Below are 18,070 nucleotides of genomic sequence, written 5' to 3'. Positions count from 1 at the left end.
GACCCCGATCCGGGCACCCCGAGCGCGCGCTGCGGGAGCGGTCGCGGTGGGTGGCACACGACGCAGCGGACCCCCGTCGCGGGTGCGACGGGGGTCCGGTGGTCGAGCGGTGGTCGAGCGGAGGTGCGGGTCAGACCGACTGCGTGGGGCGCACCGGGCCGGCGGGCCCGGCGGGGGCCACCTCGGCCTGGTCGAGGTGGGCGTCGTCGCCGTGGTCGTCGATCATCGTGGTCTCGTCGAAGGGGTCCTGCCCGCTCAGCACGCGGTCGAGCTGGGGCCGGTCGAGGCCGCCGGTCCAGTGGCCGATGAGGATCGTGGCGATGGCGTTGCCCGAGAAGTTGGTGACCGCGCGGGCCTCCGACATGAAGCGGTCGATGCCCACGATGAGGCCGACGCCGTCGACGAGCTCGGGGCGGTGCGAGGACAGGCCGCCGGCCAGCGTGGCCATGCCGGCGCCGGTGACGCCGGCGGCGCCCTTGGAGGCGATCATCATGAAGAACAGCAGCGAGATCTGCTCGCCGATCGACAGCGGGTCGCCGAGGGCCTCGGCGATGAAGAGCGAGGCCATCGTGAGGTAGATGGCGGTGCCGTCGAGGTTGAAGGAGTAGCCGGTGGGCACGACCACGCCGACGGTGGGCTTGTCGACGCCGGCGTGCTCCATCTTGGCGATCAGGCGCGGCAGGGCCGACTCGGAGGAGGAGGTCGACACGATGAGCAGGAACTCGCGGCCGAGGTACTTGAAGAGGCTGAACACGCTGACGCCGGTGGCGACCTTGAGCAGCGTGCCGAGCACCAGGAAGACGAAGAGCGCGCAGGTGATGTAGAAGCCGATCATCAGCACCGCCAGCGACTTGAGCGCACCGACACCGGTCTCGCCGACGACGGCGGCGATGGCCCCGAAGGCGCCCACGGGGGCGGCCCACATGATCATGGCCAGCACGCGGAAGACCAGGCGCTGCACGTGCTCGATGCCGCGCAGGATCGGGGCGCCGCTGCGGCCCATGCGCTGCAGGGCGAAGCCGATGAGCAGCGCGACGAGCAGGGTCTGGAGCACCTCGCCGGAGGTCAGCGAGGACAGCATCGAGTCGGGGATGATCCCGACGAGGAAGTCGGCGGTGCTGCTGTGGGCGCCGGCGGCCTGCTCCTGGCCGGCCGAGGCGGCCGACTCGTCGAGCTGGAGGCCGTCGCCGGGCTTGAGGATGTTGCCGACGACCATGCCGATGGCCAGGGCGAAGGTCGACATCGTGATGAAGTAGCCGAGCGCGAGGCCGCCGACCTTGCCGACGCGGGCGGCGCTGGCCACCGAGCCGACGCCGAGCACGATCGTGCAGAAGATGACCGGCTGGATCATCATCTTGATCAGGGCCACGAAGCCGGTGCCGAGCGGCTTGAGCTCCTTGGCGAAGTCGGGCGCGACGATGCCGACCAGGATGCCGAGGGCGACCGCCACGATGACGGCGATGTAGAGGTAGTGCGTGCGGTTGCGCGGTGCCGTGCGGCCCGGCTTCGCGGTGGTGCTGCTGCTCATGGGTTCCTCCGTGTCTCGTCCGGGCCCGTGCCCGACCCGAGCACGCTCGCACCGCTTGTGACCGTGGTCACCGTTGTGGTCGTTGAGTTCGCGGACGCCGACGTCCGCTCCGCGGGCACCGGCCCGACGGGCGCTGAACGGGCGGCGGGCGCTGGACGGGCGGCGGCGCGCCGGTGGGGCACAATGCGCAGGTGCGGAGGTCGGAGCGGCGGGACGGGTCGGTCGCCCGCCAGGTGCTGCTGCTCCAGGTGCTGGTGGTCGTGGTCCTGGTGGTGGCGTCGCTGGCGCTCGCGACGTACGACGCCCGGCGCGACGCCCGGGTGGCCGCCACCGACCGCGCGGTCGGCGTGGCCCGCGCCGTGGCCGACTCCCCCGCCCTGGTCGCGGCGCTGCGCACCGAGGACCCCGCGGTGCGCATCCAGCCCTACGCCGAGGAGGTCCGCCGCGACACCGACGTCGACTTCGTCACCGTGATGGCCCTCGACCGGACCCGCTACAGCCATCCCGACCCCGCGCTCATCGGCCGGCCCTTCGTGGGCGACCTGGGCGACGCGCCGCAGGGCGGGATCCTCACCCAGCGGTACACCGGGACCCTCGGGCCCTCGATGCGCGCCGTGGTGCCGGTGCTCGACGACACCGGCACGGTGGTCGCGCTGGTCTCGGTCGGCATCACCGTGCAGGCCATCGACCAGGCCCTGGGCGACGACCTCGTGCTGATCGCGGTCTCCGCCGCGGCCGTGCTCGCGGTGGGCCTGCTCGGCGCGTGGCTGGTGAGCCGCAGGCTGCGCCGCCAGACCCACGGCCTGGGCGAGCGCGAGATCACCCGGATGTACGAGTACTACTCCGCGGTGCTGCACGCCGTGCGGGAGGGGCTGCTGCTCATCGACGCCGACGGGCGGGTCCAGCTGGTCAACGACGAGGCCCGACGGCTGCTCGGCCTGCCCGAGCCGGTCGCCGAGGGCCGCCGCGAGCGCGACGAGGTCGTGGGGCGCTCGGTGCACGACCTCGGGCTGGCCCCCGGCCTCGTCGCGGCCGCCCTGGGGCGCACCGCGGAGTCCGACGACCTCTACCTCGCCGGTGACCGCATGCTCGTGGTCTCCTCGGCCCCCGCGTCGTGGGACGGCCACGAGGTCGGCTCGGTGGTCTCGCTGCGCGACCACACCGAGCTGCGCTCGGTCACCGGCGAGCTCGACGCCGTGCGCGGGCTCACCGAGTCGCTGCGCTCGCAGAACCACGAGGCCGCCAACCGGCTTCACACCGTGGTGTCGCTCATCGAGATGGGTCGCCCCGAGGAGGCCGTCGACTTCGCCACCGAGGAGCTCCAGGTCGCCCAGCTGCTGGCCGACCGGGTCGTGGGCGCCACCGGCGACCCCGTGGTGGCCGCCCTCCTGCTCGGCAAGACCTCCGAGGCCGTCGAGCGCGGCATCGAGCTGGTCATCACCGGCGAGGTCCGCGACGGCTCCGAGGTGCCGGCCCGCGACCTCGTCACGGTGCTCGGCAACCTCGTCGACAACGCCTTCGACGCCGTGACCTCGCGCCCCGAGCGCCGGGTGCACGTCGACCTGCGCACCGACCCCAGCACCAACCCCAGCACCGACCCCAGCACCGGCCTGGGCGGGCGGCAGCGGGAGCCCGACGGCGGCCGGCTGCTGGTCACCGTCGGCGACTCCGGGCCCGGGCTCGACCCCGACTCCGCGGCCCGGGTGCTCGAGCGCGGCTGGTCGACCAAGGCCAGCGCCGGGCACGGCCGCGGTCTCGGTCTCGCCCTGGTCTCCCAGGTGGCCCGCCGCCACCACGGCGAGGTCACCGTGGGCGTCTCCGCCCTCGGCGGGGCGGAGTTCGACGTCGTGCTGCGCCTGGGCTCCACCGCCCCGCCGCCGGCCGGGGCTGCTCCCGGCCCTGCTCCCGCCGCCGCTCCCGGCACCGCGGAGGCGACCCCGTGAGTGGCCCCGCGGCCGAGGTGCGCGTGCTGGTGGTCGAGGACGAGGCGCGGGCGGCCGAGGCGCACACGGCGTACGTCGGGCGCGTGCCGGGCTTCGCCGTGGCCGGCACCGCGCGCTCGGCCGGCGACGCCGCCCGGCTGCTGGAGCAGGCGCGCACCGAGGGCCGTGCAGTCGACCTGGTGCTGCTCGACCTGCACCTGCCCGACGGCCACGGGCTGGGCCTGCTGCAGCGCATGCGCGCCTCGGGCCACCTGTGCGACGTCATCGCGGTCACCTCGGCGCGTGACACCGAGGTCGTGCGGCACGCCGTGGCGCAGGGCGTCGTGCTCTACCTGCTCAAGCCCTTCACCTTCCCCACCTTCCGCGCCAAGCTCGAGCAGTACGCCGCCTACCGCGACCGGCTCGCGGCCTCCTCGGCGGAGATGGCCCAGGACGAGGTCGACCGCATGCTGGGCAGCCTGCGCTCCCCCGCCGCCGCGACCGTGCTGCCCAAGGGGATGAGCGCGGAGACCCTGCGCGAGGTGACCGCGGCGCTGCGCGACGCCGAGAGCCCCCGGTCGGCCTCGGAGGTGGCCGAGGCCGTCGGGGCCTCCCGCGTGACCGTGCGGCGCTACCTCGAGCACCTCGCCGACTCCGAGCTCGCCGAGCGGCAGCCGCGCTACGGGCGCGGAGGCCGCCCCGAGCTGGAGTACCGCTGGCGGCGCTGAGCACGCCGCCCCGACCTCAGAGCAGGCTCGAGGACGCCGACCCGAGCAGCACGGTGAGCAGGAAGGCCCACCCTCCGGTGAACCGCCCGTCGCGCCCGGACCCCACGGGCTGGTCACCGGTCGCGGACCGCCCGGGACCGCCCAGCAGCAGGTACGCCGCCAGCCCCAGCGGCGGCAGGGTGAGCAGGATCCACCACCACGCCCACCGGGTCGCCCGACGCGGCTCGGGGCCGCAGGCCAGGAGCAGCACCGTCAGCACGAGCAGCACGAGAGCGGCGCCGGCCAGGGTGCCCCCGGTGCGGAAGCCCGCCAGGCGCACCTGCGTGTGCCACGTCGCCTGCGACGCCTCGACACGCTCCACGACCAGCCCAGGGGCGGAGCCGGCGCCGAGGCCGGTCAGGGCCGCGCCGACGTCCGGGACCACCGGGGGCGACCCGTCGCCGGCGCGCAGGCCGCGCCCGGCCGAGCCCCGAGGACCCAGCGGGGTGCCGTCGGGCGAGGCGCGCAGGGGTCGGCGCTCCACGACCTCGGTCGAGCGGCGCAGGAGCCCGTCGCGCCAGAGGACCTCCACGGTCGCGGTGCCGCGTGCACCCGCGGGCAGACCGCCGACCACCTCCACGCGGTCGACCTCGCCCGCGCGCACCGCCTGGGTCAGCTCGGCCCACCCGGTGTCGCGCACGCCGGTCAGGACGACGGTGGCCAGCACCCCGACCCAGGCCGCACCGAGGAGCACGCGCCAGGCCTGCCACCGCTGGGGCACGAGGCCACGGCCCGGGAGCGTGCTGCGCGGGCGCTCCGGGTCGTCGTCGACGGCGTCCGTCGCGGCCGGGGGGGTGGGGTCCACGGCAGGACACTAGACGCCGCGGCGCCCCCGCCGTGGCACGCGCCGGGCCGGGCTCGCCGCGGAGGGGTCGGGTCAGAGCTCCCCGGCGGGCACGCGGGCCAGGCTGACGCCGCCGGCGGCGACGTCGGCGGCGAGGCGCTCCGGGGTCAGGGCACCGCTGGGGTCGATCGCGGCCTCGGTGACCAGCACGGTGACCTCGCCGGCCGCCAGCACGCGCGCCGACCAGGCCGGGTCGTGGTGCGGCACCGGCACCCGCGTGACGCCGACGCCCTCGCTGATCGTCACGACCAGCTCGGCGCTCCGGTCGTCGACCAGGCGCAGCACGCACCCGTTGGCGGCGCGGGCGCGCAGGTCCTCGGGGTCGCGCAGCGCGGCGAAGCCGCGGCGGGCGAAGAGGGCCCGCAGCGCGTCACGCACCCGGTCGCCGTCGACCACCGCGACCGGCGGCAGCTGCACGTGCAGCACGTCGGGGTCGCTGGTCACCGCCCACTGGTAGGTGGGCGCCGGCTGGTCGGGGTGGGGCTGCTCGGGGTGGGTCGGCTCCGTCACCGCTCCAGGCTGCCACGGTCCCGGTGTACGACCACGGCCGGCACCCCTCGCGGGGTGCCGGCCGTGGTCGGGTGCGGGTGGGAGGTCTCAGGAGAGCTCGAGGCCGGGGTAGAGCGGGTGCTTGTCGAGCAGCTCGGCCGAGGCGTCCTTGACCTTGGCGGCGACGCCGTCGGCCAGGACGTAGGAGGCCTTGGAGGGGCCGCCGGCCTTGGTCGTGCCGGGCTGGGTGTTCTCCAGGACCATCGTGATCAGCTCCGCGACGGTGTCGAACTCGTCGTGACCGAAGCCGCGGGTGGTCAGCGCCGGGGTGCCCAGGCGGATACCGGAGGTGTACCAGGCTCCGTTGGGGTCGCCGGGCACCGAGTTGCGGTTGGTGACGACGCCGGCGTCGAGCAGCGCCGACTCGGCCTGACGGCCGGTGAGGCCGTAGGAGGAGACGTCGAGCAGCACGAGGTGGTTGTCGGTGCCGCCGGTGACCAGGGTGGCGCCGCGGCCCAGGAAGCCCTCGGCGAGCGACTGGGCGTTGTCGGCGACCTGCTGGGCGTAGGTGCGGAACGCCGGCTGGCGGGCCTCGGCGAACGCGACGGCCTTGGCCGCCATCACGTGCGAGAGCGGGCCACCGAGCACCATCGGGCAGCCGCGGTCCACCGAGGGGGCGTACTCCTCGGTGGCCAGCACGATGCCGCCGCGCGGGCCGCGCAGCGACTTGTGGGTGGTGCTGGTGACGACGTGGGCGTGCGGCACCGGGTCCTCGTCGCCGGTGAAGACCTTGCCGGCCACGAGCCCGGCGAAGTGGGCCATGTCGACCATGAGGGTGGCGCCGACCTCGTCGGCGATCTCGCGGACCTTGGCGAAGTTCACCCGGCGCGGGTAGGCGGAGTAACCCGCGACGAGCACGAGCGGCTTGAACTCGCGCGCCTTGGCGGCCAGCGCGTCGTAGTCGAGCAGGCCGGTCTCGGGGTCGGTGCCGTACTGCTGCTGGTGGAACATCTTGCCGCTGATGTTGGGCCGGAAGCCGTGGGTCAGGTGGCCGCCGGCGTCGAGCGACATGCCCAGCAGGCGCTGGTCGCCCAGCCGGCGGCGCAGGGTCTCCCACTGCTCGTCGGTCAGGTCGTTGACGTTGCGCGCACCCAGCTCGGCCAGGGCCGGCGACTCCACGCGGTGGGCCAGGATCGACCAGAAGGCCACGAGGTTGGCGTCGATCCCGGAGTGCGGCTGCACGTAGGCGTACTCGGCGCCGAACAGCTCGCGGGCGTGCTCGGCGGCCAGCGTCTCGACGGTGTCGACGTTCTGGCAGCCGGCGTAGAAGCGGTGCCCGACCGTGCCCTCGGCGTACTTGTCGCTGAACCAGGTGCCCATCGTCATCAGCACGGCGGGCGAGGCGTAGTTCTCGCTCGCGATGAGCTTGAGCGAGGCGCGCTGGTCGGCGAGCTCCTGCCGCGTCGCCTCCGCGATGCGGGGCTCCACCGAGGCGATCAGCTCGAGGGCTTGGGAGTAGACGCTGCTGGTGAGGTCGGGCGTGGACGACATGACCCTCAGCCTACGCGGCCGGCACGGTCGGGCGGATGGTCGCGAACAGGTCACGGTGGTGTGACATGGGACGCACGACCCCGTGGCGGGCCGCGGTCCCGCGGTGGGTCGTCTCACCATGCGGATCAAGATCTCACATCATGGGATTTCGCCTTGTGGGCGGACGGTCCGAGGACTGAGACTCCTTGACATGATCTCCGCTGCCACGTCCGCCTTCCTCGTGGTCCGACGCCACGTGGACCTCGGGCGCACCCGCAGCTCCATGTGTCGACCTCACTGACCCGCGTCGCGCCCACCCGGCGACACCCGACGCACCGCCCGCACGAACCGACCGCGGGCGCCCGGTCTTCCGAGGTCGCAGCGAACCCCGACGACGTGGTTCCGACCCGTGAAGAGTCGCGCGCTCACCGCCGAGACACGCACCCGAGGAACCCCACCCCATGACTGAGCAGCTCTCCACCGAGCAGGCCGCCCCCCGCCCCGCCCGTCCGCGCCCCAAGCGCGGTGAGGGTCAGTGGGCCCTGGGCTACATGGAACCGCTGAACAAGAACGAGCAGTCCAAGAAGGACGACAACCCGCTCAACGTGCGGGCGCGCATCCTCAACATCTACTCCAAGCGCGGCTTCGCCTCCATCGACCCCGCCGACCTGCGCGGCCGCTTCCGCTGGATGGGCCTCTACACCCAGCGCGCGCCGGGCTTCGACGGCGGCAAGACCGCCACCCTGGCCGAGGAGGAGCTCGACGACGAGTTCTTCATGATGCGCGTGCGCTCCGACGGCGCCCTGCTGCCCCCGGCCACGGTGCGGGCGCTCGGCACGATCGGGCAGGACTTCGCCCGCGACACCGCCGACGTGACCGACCGCGAGAACATCCAGTACCACTGGATCCGCGTCGAGGACGTCCCCACCATCTGGGAGCGCCTCGAGGAGGCCGGGCTCAGCACCCTCGAGGCCTGCGGCGACTCCCCGCGCCCCTTCCTCGGCTCGCCCGTCGCCGGCGTGGCCGCCGACGAGATCATCGACGGCACCTCGGCGCTGGAGGAGATCAAGCGCCGCTACATCGGCGACCCGGCCTTCTCGAACTTCCCCCGCAAGTTCAAGACCGCCCTGACCGGCCACCCCTCCCACGACGTCTCCCCCGAGACCAACGACATCGCCTTCGTCGGCACGGTGCACCCCGAGCACGGCCCCGGCTTCGACGTCTGGGTCGGCGGCGGGCTCTCGACCAACCCCATGCTCGCCCAGAAGCTCGGCGTGTGGGTGCCCCTCGACGAGGTGCCCGACGTCTGGGAGGGCGTCGCTTCGATCTTCCGCGACTACGGCTACCGCCGGCTGCGCTCGCGGGCGCGGCTGAAGTTCCTCGTCGCCGACTGGGGCGTCGAGCGCTTCCGCGAGGTCCTCGAGACAGAGTACCTGGGGCGCGAGCTCGTCTCCTGCGAGTCCCCGGCCTCGCCGGTGGGCCACCGCGACCACATCGGCGTGCACGACCAGACCGACGGGCGAAAGTACGTCGGCGTCGCGCCGACCGCCGGCCGGGTGTCGGGCACGCTGCTGGTCGGCCTGGCCGACGCGATGGAGCACCACGGCGTGGAGGGTGCGCGGCTCACGCCGTACCAGAAGATCGTGCTGATCGGCGTGCCCGCCGACGCCGTCGACGCCCTGCTCGACGACCTCGACGAGCTCGGGCTCTCGGGCCGGCCCTCGGGCTGGCGGCGCAACACGATGGCCTGCACCGGCATCGAGTTCTGCAAGCTCGCCATCGTCGACACCAAGGACCGCGCCCGCGACCTGGTCGCCGAGCTGGAGCAGCGTTTCCCCGACCTCGACGCACTGGTGCCCGACGGCATCACCGTCAACGTCAACGGCTGCCCCAACGCCTGCGCCCGCACCCAGGTCGCCGACATCGGGCTCAAGGGCCAGCTGGTCATGCACGAGGGCCAGCAGGTCGAGGGCTTCCAGGTCCACCTCGGCGGCGCCACCGGGCTGCAGGCCAACTTCGGCCGCAAGCTGCGCGCCCACAAGGTCACCAGCGCCGGGCTCGGCGACTACGTCGCCACCCTGGTCGTCAACTACCTCGCCGACCGCACGGGCACCGAGGAGTCCTTCACGACGTGGGTCGCCCGCGCCGACGAGGAGCTCCTCAAGGGCGACAAGACCCTCGAGCCGGCCTCATGAGCGGGCGCGGCATCCCCTTCCACTGCCCCTACTGCGGTGACGAGGACCTGCGTCCGCACGAGGTCGTCTCGCAGGACGGTCAGATCAGCTCCCCCCACGGCAGCTGGGAATGCCGCTCCTGCCTGCGCGCCTTCTCCCTGAGGATGCTCGGCCTGATCCGGCCGGACGCCACGACCCAGGGAGCCGCCACATGACCGCCGCCACCACCCTCACGGCGCGCGCGAACCGAGCCATCGAGACCGCGGGCCGCTCGCCCGAGGAGCTGCGCGACCTCGTGTCCCACTGGGGCGCCGAGCTCGAGCTCGCCCCGGCCGAGGACATCATCGAGTGGGCCGCCGCCACCTTCGGGGAGCGCTTCTGCGTGACCTCCTCGATGGGCGACGCCGTGCTGTCGCACCTGGCCTCCAAGGTCGTGCCCGGCATCGACGTGGTCTTCCTCGACACCGGGTACCACTTCGCCGAGACCATCGGCACCCGCGACGCCGTCGAGGCGACGATGCCGGTCAACCTGCTGACCATCACCCCCGTCCAGAGCGTGGCCGAGCAGGACGCGGAGTACGGCAAGGACCTCTACAAGACCGACCCCGACCTGTGCTGCAAGCTGCGCAAGGTCGAGCCGCTGGCCCGCTCGCTCGCGGGCTACGACGCCTGGGCCACCGGCCTGCGCCGCGCCGAGACCCGCAACCGGGTCATCGCGCCGGTCATCGGCTGGGACGCCAAGAAGGGCAAGGTCAAGGTCTCCCCCATCGCCCGCTGGAGCGACGAGCAGGTCGAGACCTACATCGCCGACAACGGGATCCTCGTGAACCCGCTCGTCTACGACGGCTACCCCTCGATCGGCTGCGCCCCCTGCACCCGTCGTGTCGCCCCCGGCGAGGACGCCCGCAGCGGCCGCTGGGCCGGCACCAACAAGACCGAGTGCGGCATCCACATGTGACCTCCGCCCCCGGCCCCACCCGCACCACTCGAGGACCGCTCCACACCCACCGCACGGCAGCAGCACCACACCCACCAGCAGCGCCGCTGGGCCCGGGACCCCCGCCCCACCGAGATCACCACGACAAGGGAGGCCACCTCCGATGGCAGCTCCGGCACTGATCGCCCTGGCCCACGGCACCCGCGACGCGCGCTCCTCCGCGACCATCACCGCACTGGTCGACGAGGTGCGCGCGATGCGCCCCGACCTCAAGGTCGAGCGCGCGTTCCTCGAGTCGGCCCGGCCCGCGTTCCAGACCGTCGTCGACCGGCTCGTCAAGGCCGGGCACGAGGAGATCGTGGTCGTGCCGCTGCTGCTGACCGAGGGCCAGCTCCTCGCCGCCGACGTGCCCTCCGCCGTGGCCGCGGCCGCCGCGCGGCACCCGGGGCTGCAGATCCGCTCGACGGCCATCCTGGGCCTGGAGCCGTGCTTCCTCGAGGTGCTCGACGTGCGGCTGCGCGAGGCGCTGCGCCAGTCGCGGGTGCGCGAGCTCGACGCCCTCGTGCTGGCCGCGTCGGGCTCCACCGACCCGCTGGCCAACCAGGCCGTCGCCCGCCTCGCCCGGCTGTGGGGGGCCCACCACCGCCTGCCCGTCACCGCGGCCTTCGCCTCGGTCTCCCCGCCGGCCACCGGCGAGGCCGTGCGCGCCTTCCGCGGCGAGGGCCGTCGCCACATCGCGGTGGCCTCGCTCTTCCTCTCCCCCGGCTGCGCCACCGACCGCTCCGCCGAGCTGGCCCTCGAGGCCGGCGCGGTGGCGGTCTCCGAGCCGCTGGGCGCGCACCCCGAGGTCGCCCGCACGGTGCTGGCCCGCTACGCCGTCGGCGCCGTCGAGCTCGTCCCGGTCTGATCCCGGGCCGTCACCGTGGTGGGGCCCGGGCCTCGGCGCCCCGGGGCGCTCAGCACACCGGGGCTCAGCACACCGGGGCTCAGGTCACCAGGCAGGCGAGCAGGCGCCGCAGCTCGGCAGCGGGGTCGGCGGTCAGTCCGCCGTGCACCGGACCGGGCTGCACCACCGTGCTCTTGGGTGCCTTGAGGAACCCGAAGCGCTGTCCCACCGGGTGTCGCGAGGCCGCACCCCCGCGCTCGTCCCCGGCGCTGACGGCCTCGGCGAAGCGCAGCGAGGCGCAGACCTGGTCGACGTCGAGCCCCGCGCTGAAGGCGGTCAGGCGCTCGCGGTCGCAGTGCCACGCCGTGCCCAGGAAGTCGCCGGCCTGGCAGTAGAGCACCACGCCCACGTTGAGGAACTCCTCGCGGTCGGCGCGCGGCACGCAGCGCAGCACGACGTACTGGTAGGCCATCAGCGGGCGCGTCGGGGTGCCGGCGGAACCGGCCGGCACGCCGCTCACGCGTCGGCCCCCGGCAGCCACTGGCGGGTGCCGAGCCGGGCGGTGAGGAAGGCGACGTACGCCGCGCGCAGCGCCGCGGGTGTCTCGGCGCCGGGCACGGGCTGGAGCCAGGCGTCGGGCACGCGCTCGAGCACGCCGGGCAGGACCTCGGGCGTCAGCACCTCGCTGATCGCCGCGTCGACGGCGCCGAGGCCGCCGACGTGGGCGCCGAGCACGTGGTCGGAGACGTCCCAGCGCTGGGCGGCGAAGCGGGCCGGGTCGGTGACGCCGCCGCCCCAGGCGTGGTGGAAGTACAGCGAGGCGCCGTGGTCGATGACCCAGAGGTCGTCGTGCCAGACCAGGAGGTTGGGGTTGCGCCAGCTGCGGTCGACGTTGGCGCAGAACGCGTCGAGCCACAGCACCCGGGCCGCCTCCTCGGCCACCGCCGCCGCGCCGCCGCCCGGCGTCGTGGCCGCCCGCTCGCCGTCGTAGCCGAAGGAGCCGGGCAGGAAGTCGACTCCCAGGTTGAGCCCCACCGACGCGACCAGCAGGTCCTGGACCTCCTCGTCGGCCTCGTAGCGCGCGATCTCCGCGTCGAGCTCGAGAGCGACCAGCCGCGGGGTGCGCAGCCCGACCAGACGGGCCAGCTCGGCGACCACGACCTCGGCGACCAGGACGCGCACGCCCTGGCCCGCGCCGCGGAACTTGCACACGTAGGTGCCCAGGTCGTCGGCCTCCACGATCCCCGGCAGGCTGCCGCCCTCGCGCAGCGGGGTGACGTAGCGCGTGACGGCCACGGTGGGCAGCGGGCCGTCGTCTACGGCGCGGTCGGCGGCACCGGACGGGTGGTCGGGGCTCACGCCGCGCTCCCCTCCGGGCCGGGGTCGGGATCCGGGTCGGCCTCGTGCAGCAGGCGCCGTCGCTGCTCCGCGACGTCGTAGCGCGCCGGGGGCCAGGTGGGCGCGAGGCCCTCCAGGGCGTCGAGGAGCAGGCGCCCGACCGCGAGGTTGCGATACCACTTGCGGTCGCTGGGCACGACGTGCCACGGGGCGACCTCGGTGTTGGTGCGCTCCAGGGCCGTCTCGTAGGCAGCGCGGTAGGCCGGCCAGAGCTGGCGGTCGTCGATGTCCCCGGGGGTGAACTTCCAGTGCTTGTCGGGTCGGTCGAGGCGCTCCAGCAGCCGCTCGCGCTGGGTGTCGGCGCTGATGTGGAGCATGCACTTGACCACGGTCGTGCCAGCGGCCAGCAGGTCGGCCTCGAAGTCGTTGATGGCGGCGTAGCGACGCTCGACCTCCTCGAGGGGGGCCAGGCCCCTGACCCGTGCGGCGAGGACGTCCTCGTAATGGGAGCGGTCGAAGACGCCGATCAGCCCCGGGCCGGGCAGCGCGCGACGGATGCGCCACAGGAAGTCGTGCTCCCGCTCCTGCGCCGTGGGGGCCTTGAAGGACGTGATCCGCAACCCCTGGGGGTCGACGAGCCCCAGGGTGTGCCGCAGGACCCCGCCCTTGCCCGAGGTGTCCATGCCCTGCAGCACCAGCAGGACGCTGCGGGGGTGCTCCGTGGTGTGCTCGGAGAAGAGCCGCTCCTGCAGCTCGCCCAGCCGCGGGCCGAGCTCGGCCAGCGCGACCTTGCCGGCGGTCTTGCCGTGCGCGAAGTCGGGCGTGGCGTCGGTGGGCAGGCTGCGCAGGTCCACCGGGCCCGTCGGCAGCCGCAGCAGCGAGGCGCTCACGCGTCGACCACGGTGGAGCGGGTCACCAGCGGCGGCTGCGTGGACCACGGGAAGTTGATCCAGCGCGTCGTGCGGCGCCAGGCGTAGTCGGGCTTCACCACGCTCTGCGGCTTCTCGTAGACCACCGCCGAGCGGGCCTCGGCCACGTGGTCGGCGCAGAAGGCCAGCACCGACTCCAGGGTCCGTCCGCTGTCGGCGACGTCGTCGGCGATGAGCACCTTGAGGCCCGACAGGTCGACGGCCGCAGGCGTGGGGGGCAGCATGATCGGCACGTCGAGGCGCTGGTCGACGCCGGTGTAGAACTCGACGTTGACCGCCGAGAGGTTCTTGACGTCGAGGGCGTAGCCCAACCCCATGGCCAGGCCCAGACCGCCCCGGGCGATGGCCAGCACGAGGTCGGGCTCGTAGCCGTCGTCGACCACCTGCTGGGCCAGGTCGCGCACCGCGGTGCCGAAGAGGTCGTAGGTCAGGATCTCGCGCTCGTCGGCCACCCGGTCATTGTGGCGGGAGGCCGGCCGCAGCGTCGAGCGGGGGGCGTGGCGAGGGCGGGCGGGGCGCGTTCCTCGACCACGGTGTGGCGAGTAGGTGGTTCCAGACGCTCGCTGGCGGTCGCTCCTCAACCACCGGTGGCTAGTGGGCTCGCTCCTCAACCACCGTCGCGTCAGTCGAGGGGGTCGGGCTCGTCGCGACCGGAGGCGGCGAGCTCCTGCTTGACCACGGAGAAGGCCAGGCCCGAGCCGTAGCCCTTGCGCGCCAGCATGCCGACGAGACGGCGGGTCGCGGTGACGTCGTCGACGCGCGAGAGCGAGCGCAGCTTCTTGCGCACCAGCTCTCGCGCGGCCTGCTCCTCGTCGTCGGGGTCGATCTCGTCGAGGACCGTGCGGGCGACCTCGTCGTCGACGCCCTTGCGTCGCAGCTCCTGGCTCAGGGCGCGGCGTGCCAGGGACTTGCTGCCACCCCCGCCGGCGCCGCGGGAGGAGACCCAGAGCCGCGCGAAGGCCTCGTCGTCGATGAGGCCGACCTCCTCGAAGCGGTCGAGGAGCGCCGTGGCGATCTCGTCGGGCACCTCGCGCTGCGCGAGCTTGTCGCCGAGCTCCTTGCGGCTGCGGGCACGGCCCGTGAGCTGGTCGAGCAGGATCGTGCGGGCCACCGACTCCGGGTCGGCCTCGGGCCCCAGCGCGGCGCGGTCGGGGGGCGGCTGACCCGCCGACGAGCGGCTGCGACCCTGCCGCCGGCCCTCGGACCCGCCGCGGGCCCGGGAGCCCCTGCGACCCGAGGACCTCGCCTCCCCGAACGGACGCGAGGCCCCGTCGGCCCCGGCCGCGTCATCGGGCCCGCCGGACCGCGCGGTCCGCTCGGCGCGCTGGGTCCAGGCGTCGACGCCCGCCGAGACGTCGCCACGCCAGGACGAGGAGACCGCCGGCTCACCGAGGTCGGACTCGGTCGCGTCGACCCCGGCCCACGACGGGGCGGGCCGGGGGTCGACGTCGCGGTCGACCGGTCGCTGCGACCGGGTCACGATCAGAAGTCGTCGACGCCGACCGGGTCACCGGGCAGCGAGACCTCGGCGTCGACGGTGGGGCCGACCCCGAGCTTCTCGAGGATCTTCTTCTCCAGCTCGTTGGCCAGGTCGGGGTTGTCGCGCAGGAAGGTGCGGGCGTTCTCCTTGCCCTGGCCCAGCTGGTCGCCGTCGTAGGTGTACCAGGCGCCGGCCTTGCGGACCAGGCCCGCCTCGACGCCGACGTCGATCAGGCCACCCTCGCGGCTGATGCCCTTGCCGTACATGATGTCGAACTCGGCCTGCTTGAAGGGCGGGGCGACCTTGTTCTTGACGACCTTGACGCGGGTGCGGTTGCCGACCATGTCGGTGCCGTCCTTCAGCGTCTCGATGCGGCGCACGTCGAGGCGCACCGAGGAGTAGAACTTCAGCGCGCGACCACCGGTCGTGGTCTCCGGTGAGCCGAACATGACGCCGATCTTCTCGCGCAGCTGGTTGATGAAGATCGCGGTGGTCTTGGAGTTGTTGAGCGCACCGGTCATCTTGCGCAGCGCCTGGCTCATCAGGCGGGCCTGGAGGCCGACGTGGCTGTCGCCCATCTCGCCCTCGATCTCGGCGCGGGGCACGAGCGCGGCCACGGAGTCGATGACGATCAGGTCGAGCGCGCCCGAGCGGATCAGCATGTCGGCGATCTCGAGGGCCTGCTCACCGGAGTCGGGCTGGGAGACCAGCAGGGCGTCGGTGTCGACGCCGAGGGCCTTGGCGTAGTCGGGGTCGAGGGCGTGCTCGGCGTCGATGAAGGCGACGATGCCGCCGTTGCGCTGGGCGCTGGCCACCGCGTGGAGGGCGACCGTCGTCTTTCCGGAGGACTCCGGGCCGTAGATCTCCACCACGCGACCGCGCGGCAGGCCGCCGAGGCCGAGGGCGACGTCGAGGGCGATCGACCCGGTGGGGATCACCTCGAGGGGCGCGCGGGTCTCGTCGCCGAGGCGCATCACCGAGCCCTTGCCGAACTGCTTCTCGATCGAGGCGAGCGCTACGTCGAGGGCCTTGTCGCGGTCTCCAGCCATGATGTCTCCGTCCTGGGGCGGAGGGCGCTCGGCCCTCCACGGTGTGGTCTGTGGTGTCGTGCAACGTCTGTGCCGGGAACGCTAGAGGAGCCCGCCGACAGTCGGGGAACGGTGACCCGGGACTGTGGAGAACGCCGATCTGCGCGCCGTCCCCTGCACGGTAGCCCGAACACGTGTTCGACCCCAGTCGACACGCCGCGCCGCGGCGGAGCCCGGTCGACGCCGTGCTCGTCGGACCGACGGTCAGGAGAGCGGGGCGGGGGCCGGGAGCACCGCGTCGAGCGGCCCGGGGCCGTCGACGGGCAGCACGACCCGGAAGCGGCAGCCGGTCGGCCGGTCCCCCTGGTCGACTCCCTGCTCGGTGACGTCCTCGGCGTGCACGGTGCCGCGGTGGGCCTCCACGATGCCCTTGACGATGGCCAGGCCCAGCCCGGCCCCACGACCGGTGACGTCGTCAGGGGTGCGCGAGGGCTCGGCCTGCCAGGCCACGTCGAAGACCCGGGCGAGGTCGACGGCCCCGATGCCGCCGCAGCCGTCGGTCACGACGAGCTCCACGCAGTCGCCCCCCGCACCGCCCCCCGCACCGCCCCCCGCACCGCCCCCCGCGCCGTCCCCCGCGGCGGCGCGCACCCCGGCGGCGTGGCCCGTGCCCTCGACGTGCACCGTGCCCCCGGGCGGGGTGTGGCGCACGGCGTTCATCACCAGGTTGGAGACCACGCGCGAGAGCCCCGAGGGGTCGGCGACGAGCTCGAGACCGCCGGGCACCGCTCCCCCGAGCCTGACGCCACGGGCCCGCGCCACCGGGTCGGCGGCGGCGATCGCGTCGCTGACGACGTCGCCCAGCACCACGGCCTCGGGGGCCAGCCGCAGCACGCCGGCGTGGATGCGGGAGAGCTCGAAGAGGTCGTCGACCATGCGGACCATGCGGTCGACCTCGACCCGGATCTGGCGGTGGTAGCGCTCGGGGTCGGGGGTCATGCCGTCCTCGAGCGCCTCGGTCATCGCCCGCATGCCGGCCAACGGGGTGCGCAGGTCGTGGGAGACCCAGGAGACCAGCTCGCGGCGCGAGTCCTCCAGGCGCGCCTCGCGCCCACGGGCCTCCTCGAGCCGGGCGTGCGCGGTGGCGAGCTCCTCGGACAGCGCGCGGAACTCCGAGGGCCCGCGGGCCCCGCCGACGTACGGCGAGCCGGAGCCCACCCGCCGCACCTCCTCGCGCAGCGACAGCGACCAGCGGGTGATCGCCCGCGAGAGGGCGAGCGCGACCGCCAGCGCGACCACCGTGGCGGCGCCGGCCACGAGCGTGACGACCTCGACGTCGTCGTCGCTGATGAACATGCGCTGGGAGGCCGCGAGCACCCCGGCGAGCACCGCGGCCACCGGCACGACCGCGGCGAGGCCGAGCTGCCAGCGGATCGACAGCCGGCGCACGAGCCAGGCCAGCAGCAGCCCGACGACGCCCACGACGACGGCCGCGACCGCCGCCACGAGGACGACCTGCGCCTGCTCGTCGTTCACGACGCCTCCCACCGGTAGCCCACGCCCCACACCGTCAGCAGCCGCCGTGGGTGGGTGGGGTCCTGCTCGACCTTCTCGCGCAGGCGGCGCACGTGCACGGTCACGGTGGAGCGGTCGCCGACCGACCAGCCCCACACCTCCTGCAGCAGGTCGTCGCGGTTGACCGCGACGCCGGGGTGGCTGAGGAACCACCACAGCAGGTCGAACTCCCGGGCGGTCAGGGCCAGCTCGCGGCCCGCCCGGGTGACCGTGTGACGTGCGGCGTCGACCTCGAGGTCGCCGTCGACCACGACCCGCGGACCGACGACCTCGGCCGGCTCCGACGTACGCCGGAGCACCGAGTCGACCCGCAGGGCCAGCTCGCGCGGGCTGAAGGGCTTGCTGACGTAGTCGTCGGCGCCGTGCTCGAGGCCGGCGACACGGTCGCCCTCCTCGCCGAGGGCGGTGAGCATCACCACCGGCACGTCGCCGCCGCGCCGCAGCCGACGGCACACCTCGAGCCCGTCGATCCCGGGCAGCATCAGGTCGAGCACCACGAGGTCGGCCGGGCGGGAGCCCATCAGCTCCAGCGCCGCCTCGCCGTCGCCGGCCTCGACGACCTCGTGGCCGTGGGCGCGCAGGTAGGACACGACGACCTCGCGGACGGTGAGGTCGTCGTCGACGACGAGCACGAGGGCCACGC

Annotated in this window: 18 protein-coding genes; 6 read left to right on the top strand and 12 right to left on the bottom strand. The window is 74.1% G+C overall.

Annotation, left to right across the window (positions count from 1 at the left end):
• Nucleotides 1-130 precede the first annotated feature (130 nt).
• On the bottom strand, nt 131-1,528 hold the full coding sequence (locus tag ASF47_RS04610; RefSeq protein ID WP_056862732.1) for a cation:dicarboxylate symporter family transporter: 1,398 nt from the start codon (nt 1,526-1,528) through the stop codon (nt 131-133).
• Nucleotides 1,529-1,719: 191 nt separating this feature from the next.
• Here ASF47_RS04610 and ASF47_RS04605 point away from each other — a divergent pair, with 191 nt between their 5' ends.
• Together ASF47_RS04605 and ASF47_RS04600 are read left to right on the top strand one after the other, a co-directional pair.
• Nucleotides 1,720-3,471 (top strand): ATP-binding protein, encoded by a 1,752-nt coding sequence (locus ASF47_RS04605; RefSeq protein WP_235558626.1) that lies wholly within the window; start codon nt 1,720-1,722, stop codon nt 3,469-3,471.
• Complete coding sequence (locus ASF47_RS04600; protein ID WP_056862731.1) at nt 3,468-4,178, top strand: response regulator; 711 nt, start codon at nt 3,468-3,470, stop codon at nt 4,176-4,178. The genes ASF47_RS04605 and ASF47_RS04600 overlap by 4 nt, the downstream gene beginning before the upstream one ends.
• Before the next feature lie 16 nt (nt 4,179-4,194).
• On the opposite strand, the gene ASF47_RS04595 is transcribed toward ASF47_RS04600, so the two are convergent.
• The 3 genes from ASF47_RS04595 to ASF47_RS04585 form a co-directional block, all read right to left on the bottom strand.
• Nucleotides 4,195-5,022, bottom strand: a complete 828-nt coding sequence (locus tag ASF47_RS04595; RefSeq protein ID WP_056862730.1) for a hypothetical protein — start codon at nt 5,020-5,022, stop codon at nt 4,195-4,197.
• 72 nt (nt 5,023-5,094) lie between these two features.
• Nucleotides 5,095-5,571 (bottom strand): hypothetical protein, encoded by a 477-nt coding sequence (locus tag ASF47_RS04590; protein ID WP_056862729.1) that lies wholly within the window; start codon nt 5,569-5,571, stop codon nt 5,095-5,097.
• Nucleotides 5,572-5,658: 87 nt separating this feature from the next.
• A complete protein-coding gene (locus ASF47_RS04585) occupies nt 5,659-7,101 on the bottom strand; it encodes a glycine hydroxymethyltransferase (protein ID WP_056862728.1) in 1,443 nt (480 codons plus the stop codon).
• 440 nt (nt 7,102-7,541) lie between these two features.
• Between ASF47_RS04585 and ASF47_RS04580 the strand changes: the two genes are divergently transcribed.
• From ASF47_RS04580 to ASF47_RS04565, 4 genes are all read left to right on the top strand, one after another.
• Entirely contained in the window at nt 7,542-9,275 is a 1,734-nt protein-coding gene (locus ASF47_RS04580; protein ID WP_056862727.1) for a nitrite/sulfite reductase, read from the top strand.
• On the top strand, nt 9,272-9,469 hold the full coding sequence (locus ASF47_RS04575; RefSeq protein WP_056862726.1) for a hypothetical protein: 198 nt from the start codon (nt 9,272-9,274) through the stop codon (nt 9,467-9,469). Before ASF47_RS04580 ends, ASF47_RS04575 begins: the two co-directional genes overlap by 4 nt.
• Complete coding sequence (locus tag ASF47_RS04570; protein ID WP_056862725.1) at nt 9,466-10,212, top strand: phosphoadenylyl-sulfate reductase; 747 nt, start codon at nt 9,466-9,468, stop codon at nt 10,210-10,212. The genes ASF47_RS04575 and ASF47_RS04570 overlap by 4 nt, the downstream gene beginning before the upstream one ends.
• 142 nt (nt 10,213-10,354) lie before the next feature.
• The gene (locus ASF47_RS04565; RefSeq protein WP_056862724.1) at nt 10,355-11,098 is read left to right on the top strand and encodes a sirohydrochlorin chelatase; all 744 of its coding nucleotides are present in this window, start codon (nt 10,355-10,357) and stop codon (nt 11,096-11,098) included.
• A gap of 79 nt (nt 11,099-11,177) precedes the next feature.
• On the opposite strand, the gene ASF47_RS04560 is transcribed toward ASF47_RS04565, so the two are convergent.
• The 8 genes from ASF47_RS04560 to ASF47_RS04525 form a co-directional block, all read right to left on the bottom strand.
• Entirely contained in the window at nt 11,178-11,597 is a 420-nt protein-coding gene (locus tag ASF47_RS04560; protein ID WP_235558625.1) for a DUF3037 domain-containing protein, read from the bottom strand.
• Entirely contained in the window at nt 11,594-12,436 is an 843-nt protein-coding gene (locus tag ASF47_RS04555) for a HipA family kinase (RefSeq protein ID WP_235558623.1), read from the bottom strand. The genes ASF47_RS04560 and ASF47_RS04555 overlap by 4 nt, the downstream gene beginning before the upstream one ends.
• Nucleotides 12,433-13,305 (bottom strand): PPK2 family polyphosphate kinase, encoded by an 873-nt coding sequence (locus tag ASF47_RS04550; RefSeq protein ID WP_056862723.1) that lies wholly within the window; start codon nt 13,303-13,305, stop codon nt 12,433-12,435. The genes ASF47_RS04555 and ASF47_RS04550 overlap by 4 nt, the downstream gene beginning before the upstream one ends.
• Entirely contained in the window at nt 13,302-13,796 is a 495-nt protein-coding gene (locus ASF47_RS04545; protein ID WP_056862722.1) for a phosphoribosyltransferase, read from the bottom strand. Before ASF47_RS04545 ends, ASF47_RS04550 begins: the two co-directional genes overlap by 4 nt.
• Nucleotides 13,797-13,966: 170 nt before the next feature.
• Nucleotides 13,967-14,824 (bottom strand): regulatory protein RecX, encoded by an 858-nt coding sequence (locus ASF47_RS20540; RefSeq protein WP_082499975.1) that lies wholly within the window; start codon nt 14,822-14,824, stop codon nt 13,967-13,969.
• Nucleotides 14,825-14,826: 2 nt separating this feature from the next.
• Nucleotides 14,827-15,873, bottom strand: coding sequence for a recombinase RecA (gene recA, locus ASF47_RS04535; RefSeq protein ID WP_056862721.1), 1,047 nt, complete (start codon nt 15,871-15,873; stop codon nt 14,827-14,829).
• 243 nt (nt 15,874-16,116) lie between these two features.
• On the bottom strand, nt 16,117-17,388 hold the full coding sequence (locus tag ASF47_RS04530) for a sensor histidine kinase (RefSeq protein WP_235558622.1): 1,272 nt from the start codon (nt 17,386-17,388) through the stop codon (nt 16,117-16,119).
• Complete coding sequence (locus tag ASF47_RS04525) at nt 17,385-18,068, bottom strand: response regulator transcription factor (protein WP_056862719.1); 684 nt, start codon at nt 18,066-18,068, stop codon at nt 17,385-17,387. The genes ASF47_RS04530 and ASF47_RS04525 overlap by 4 nt, the downstream gene beginning before the upstream one ends.
• Nucleotides 18,069-18,070 lie beyond the last annotated feature (2 nt).

Source organism: Nocardioides sp. Leaf285 (assembly GCF_001422955.1).
GTDB lineage: Bacteria > Actinomycetota > Actinomycetes > Propionibacteriales > Nocardioidaceae > Nocardioides > Nocardioides kribbensis.
The sequence above is the reverse complement of the archived record's forward strand: the minus strand, read 5'-3'. Positions and strand labels throughout refer to the sequence as shown.

Coding starts and splice junctions, on each gene's coding strand:
- ASF47_RS04610 (WP_056862732.1), bottom strand. CDS start 1,528: ATGAGCAGCAGCACCACCGCGAAGCCGGGCCGCACGGCACCGCGCAAC.
- ASF47_RS04585 (WP_056862728.1), bottom strand. CDS start 7,101: ATGTCGTCCACGCCCGACCTCACCAGCAGCGTCTACTCCCAAGCCCTC.
- ASF47_RS04580 (WP_056862727.1), top strand. CDS start 7,542: ATGACTGAGCAGCTCTCCACCGAGCAGGCCGCCCCCCGCCCCGCCCGT.
- ASF47_RS04575 (WP_056862726.1), top strand. CDS start 9,272: ATGAGCGGGCGCGGCATCCCCTTCCACTGCCCCTACTGCGGTGACGAG.
- ASF47_RS04570 (WP_056862725.1), top strand. CDS start 9,466: ATGACCGCCGCCACCACCCTCACGGCGCGCGCGAACCGAGCCATCGAG.
- ASF47_RS04565 (WP_056862724.1), top strand. CDS start 10,355: ATGGCAGCTCCGGCACTGATCGCCCTGGCCCACGGCACCCGCGACGCG.
- recA (WP_056862721.1), bottom strand. CDS start 15,873: ATGGCTGGAGACCGCGACAAGGCCCTCGACGTAGCGCTCGCCTCGATC.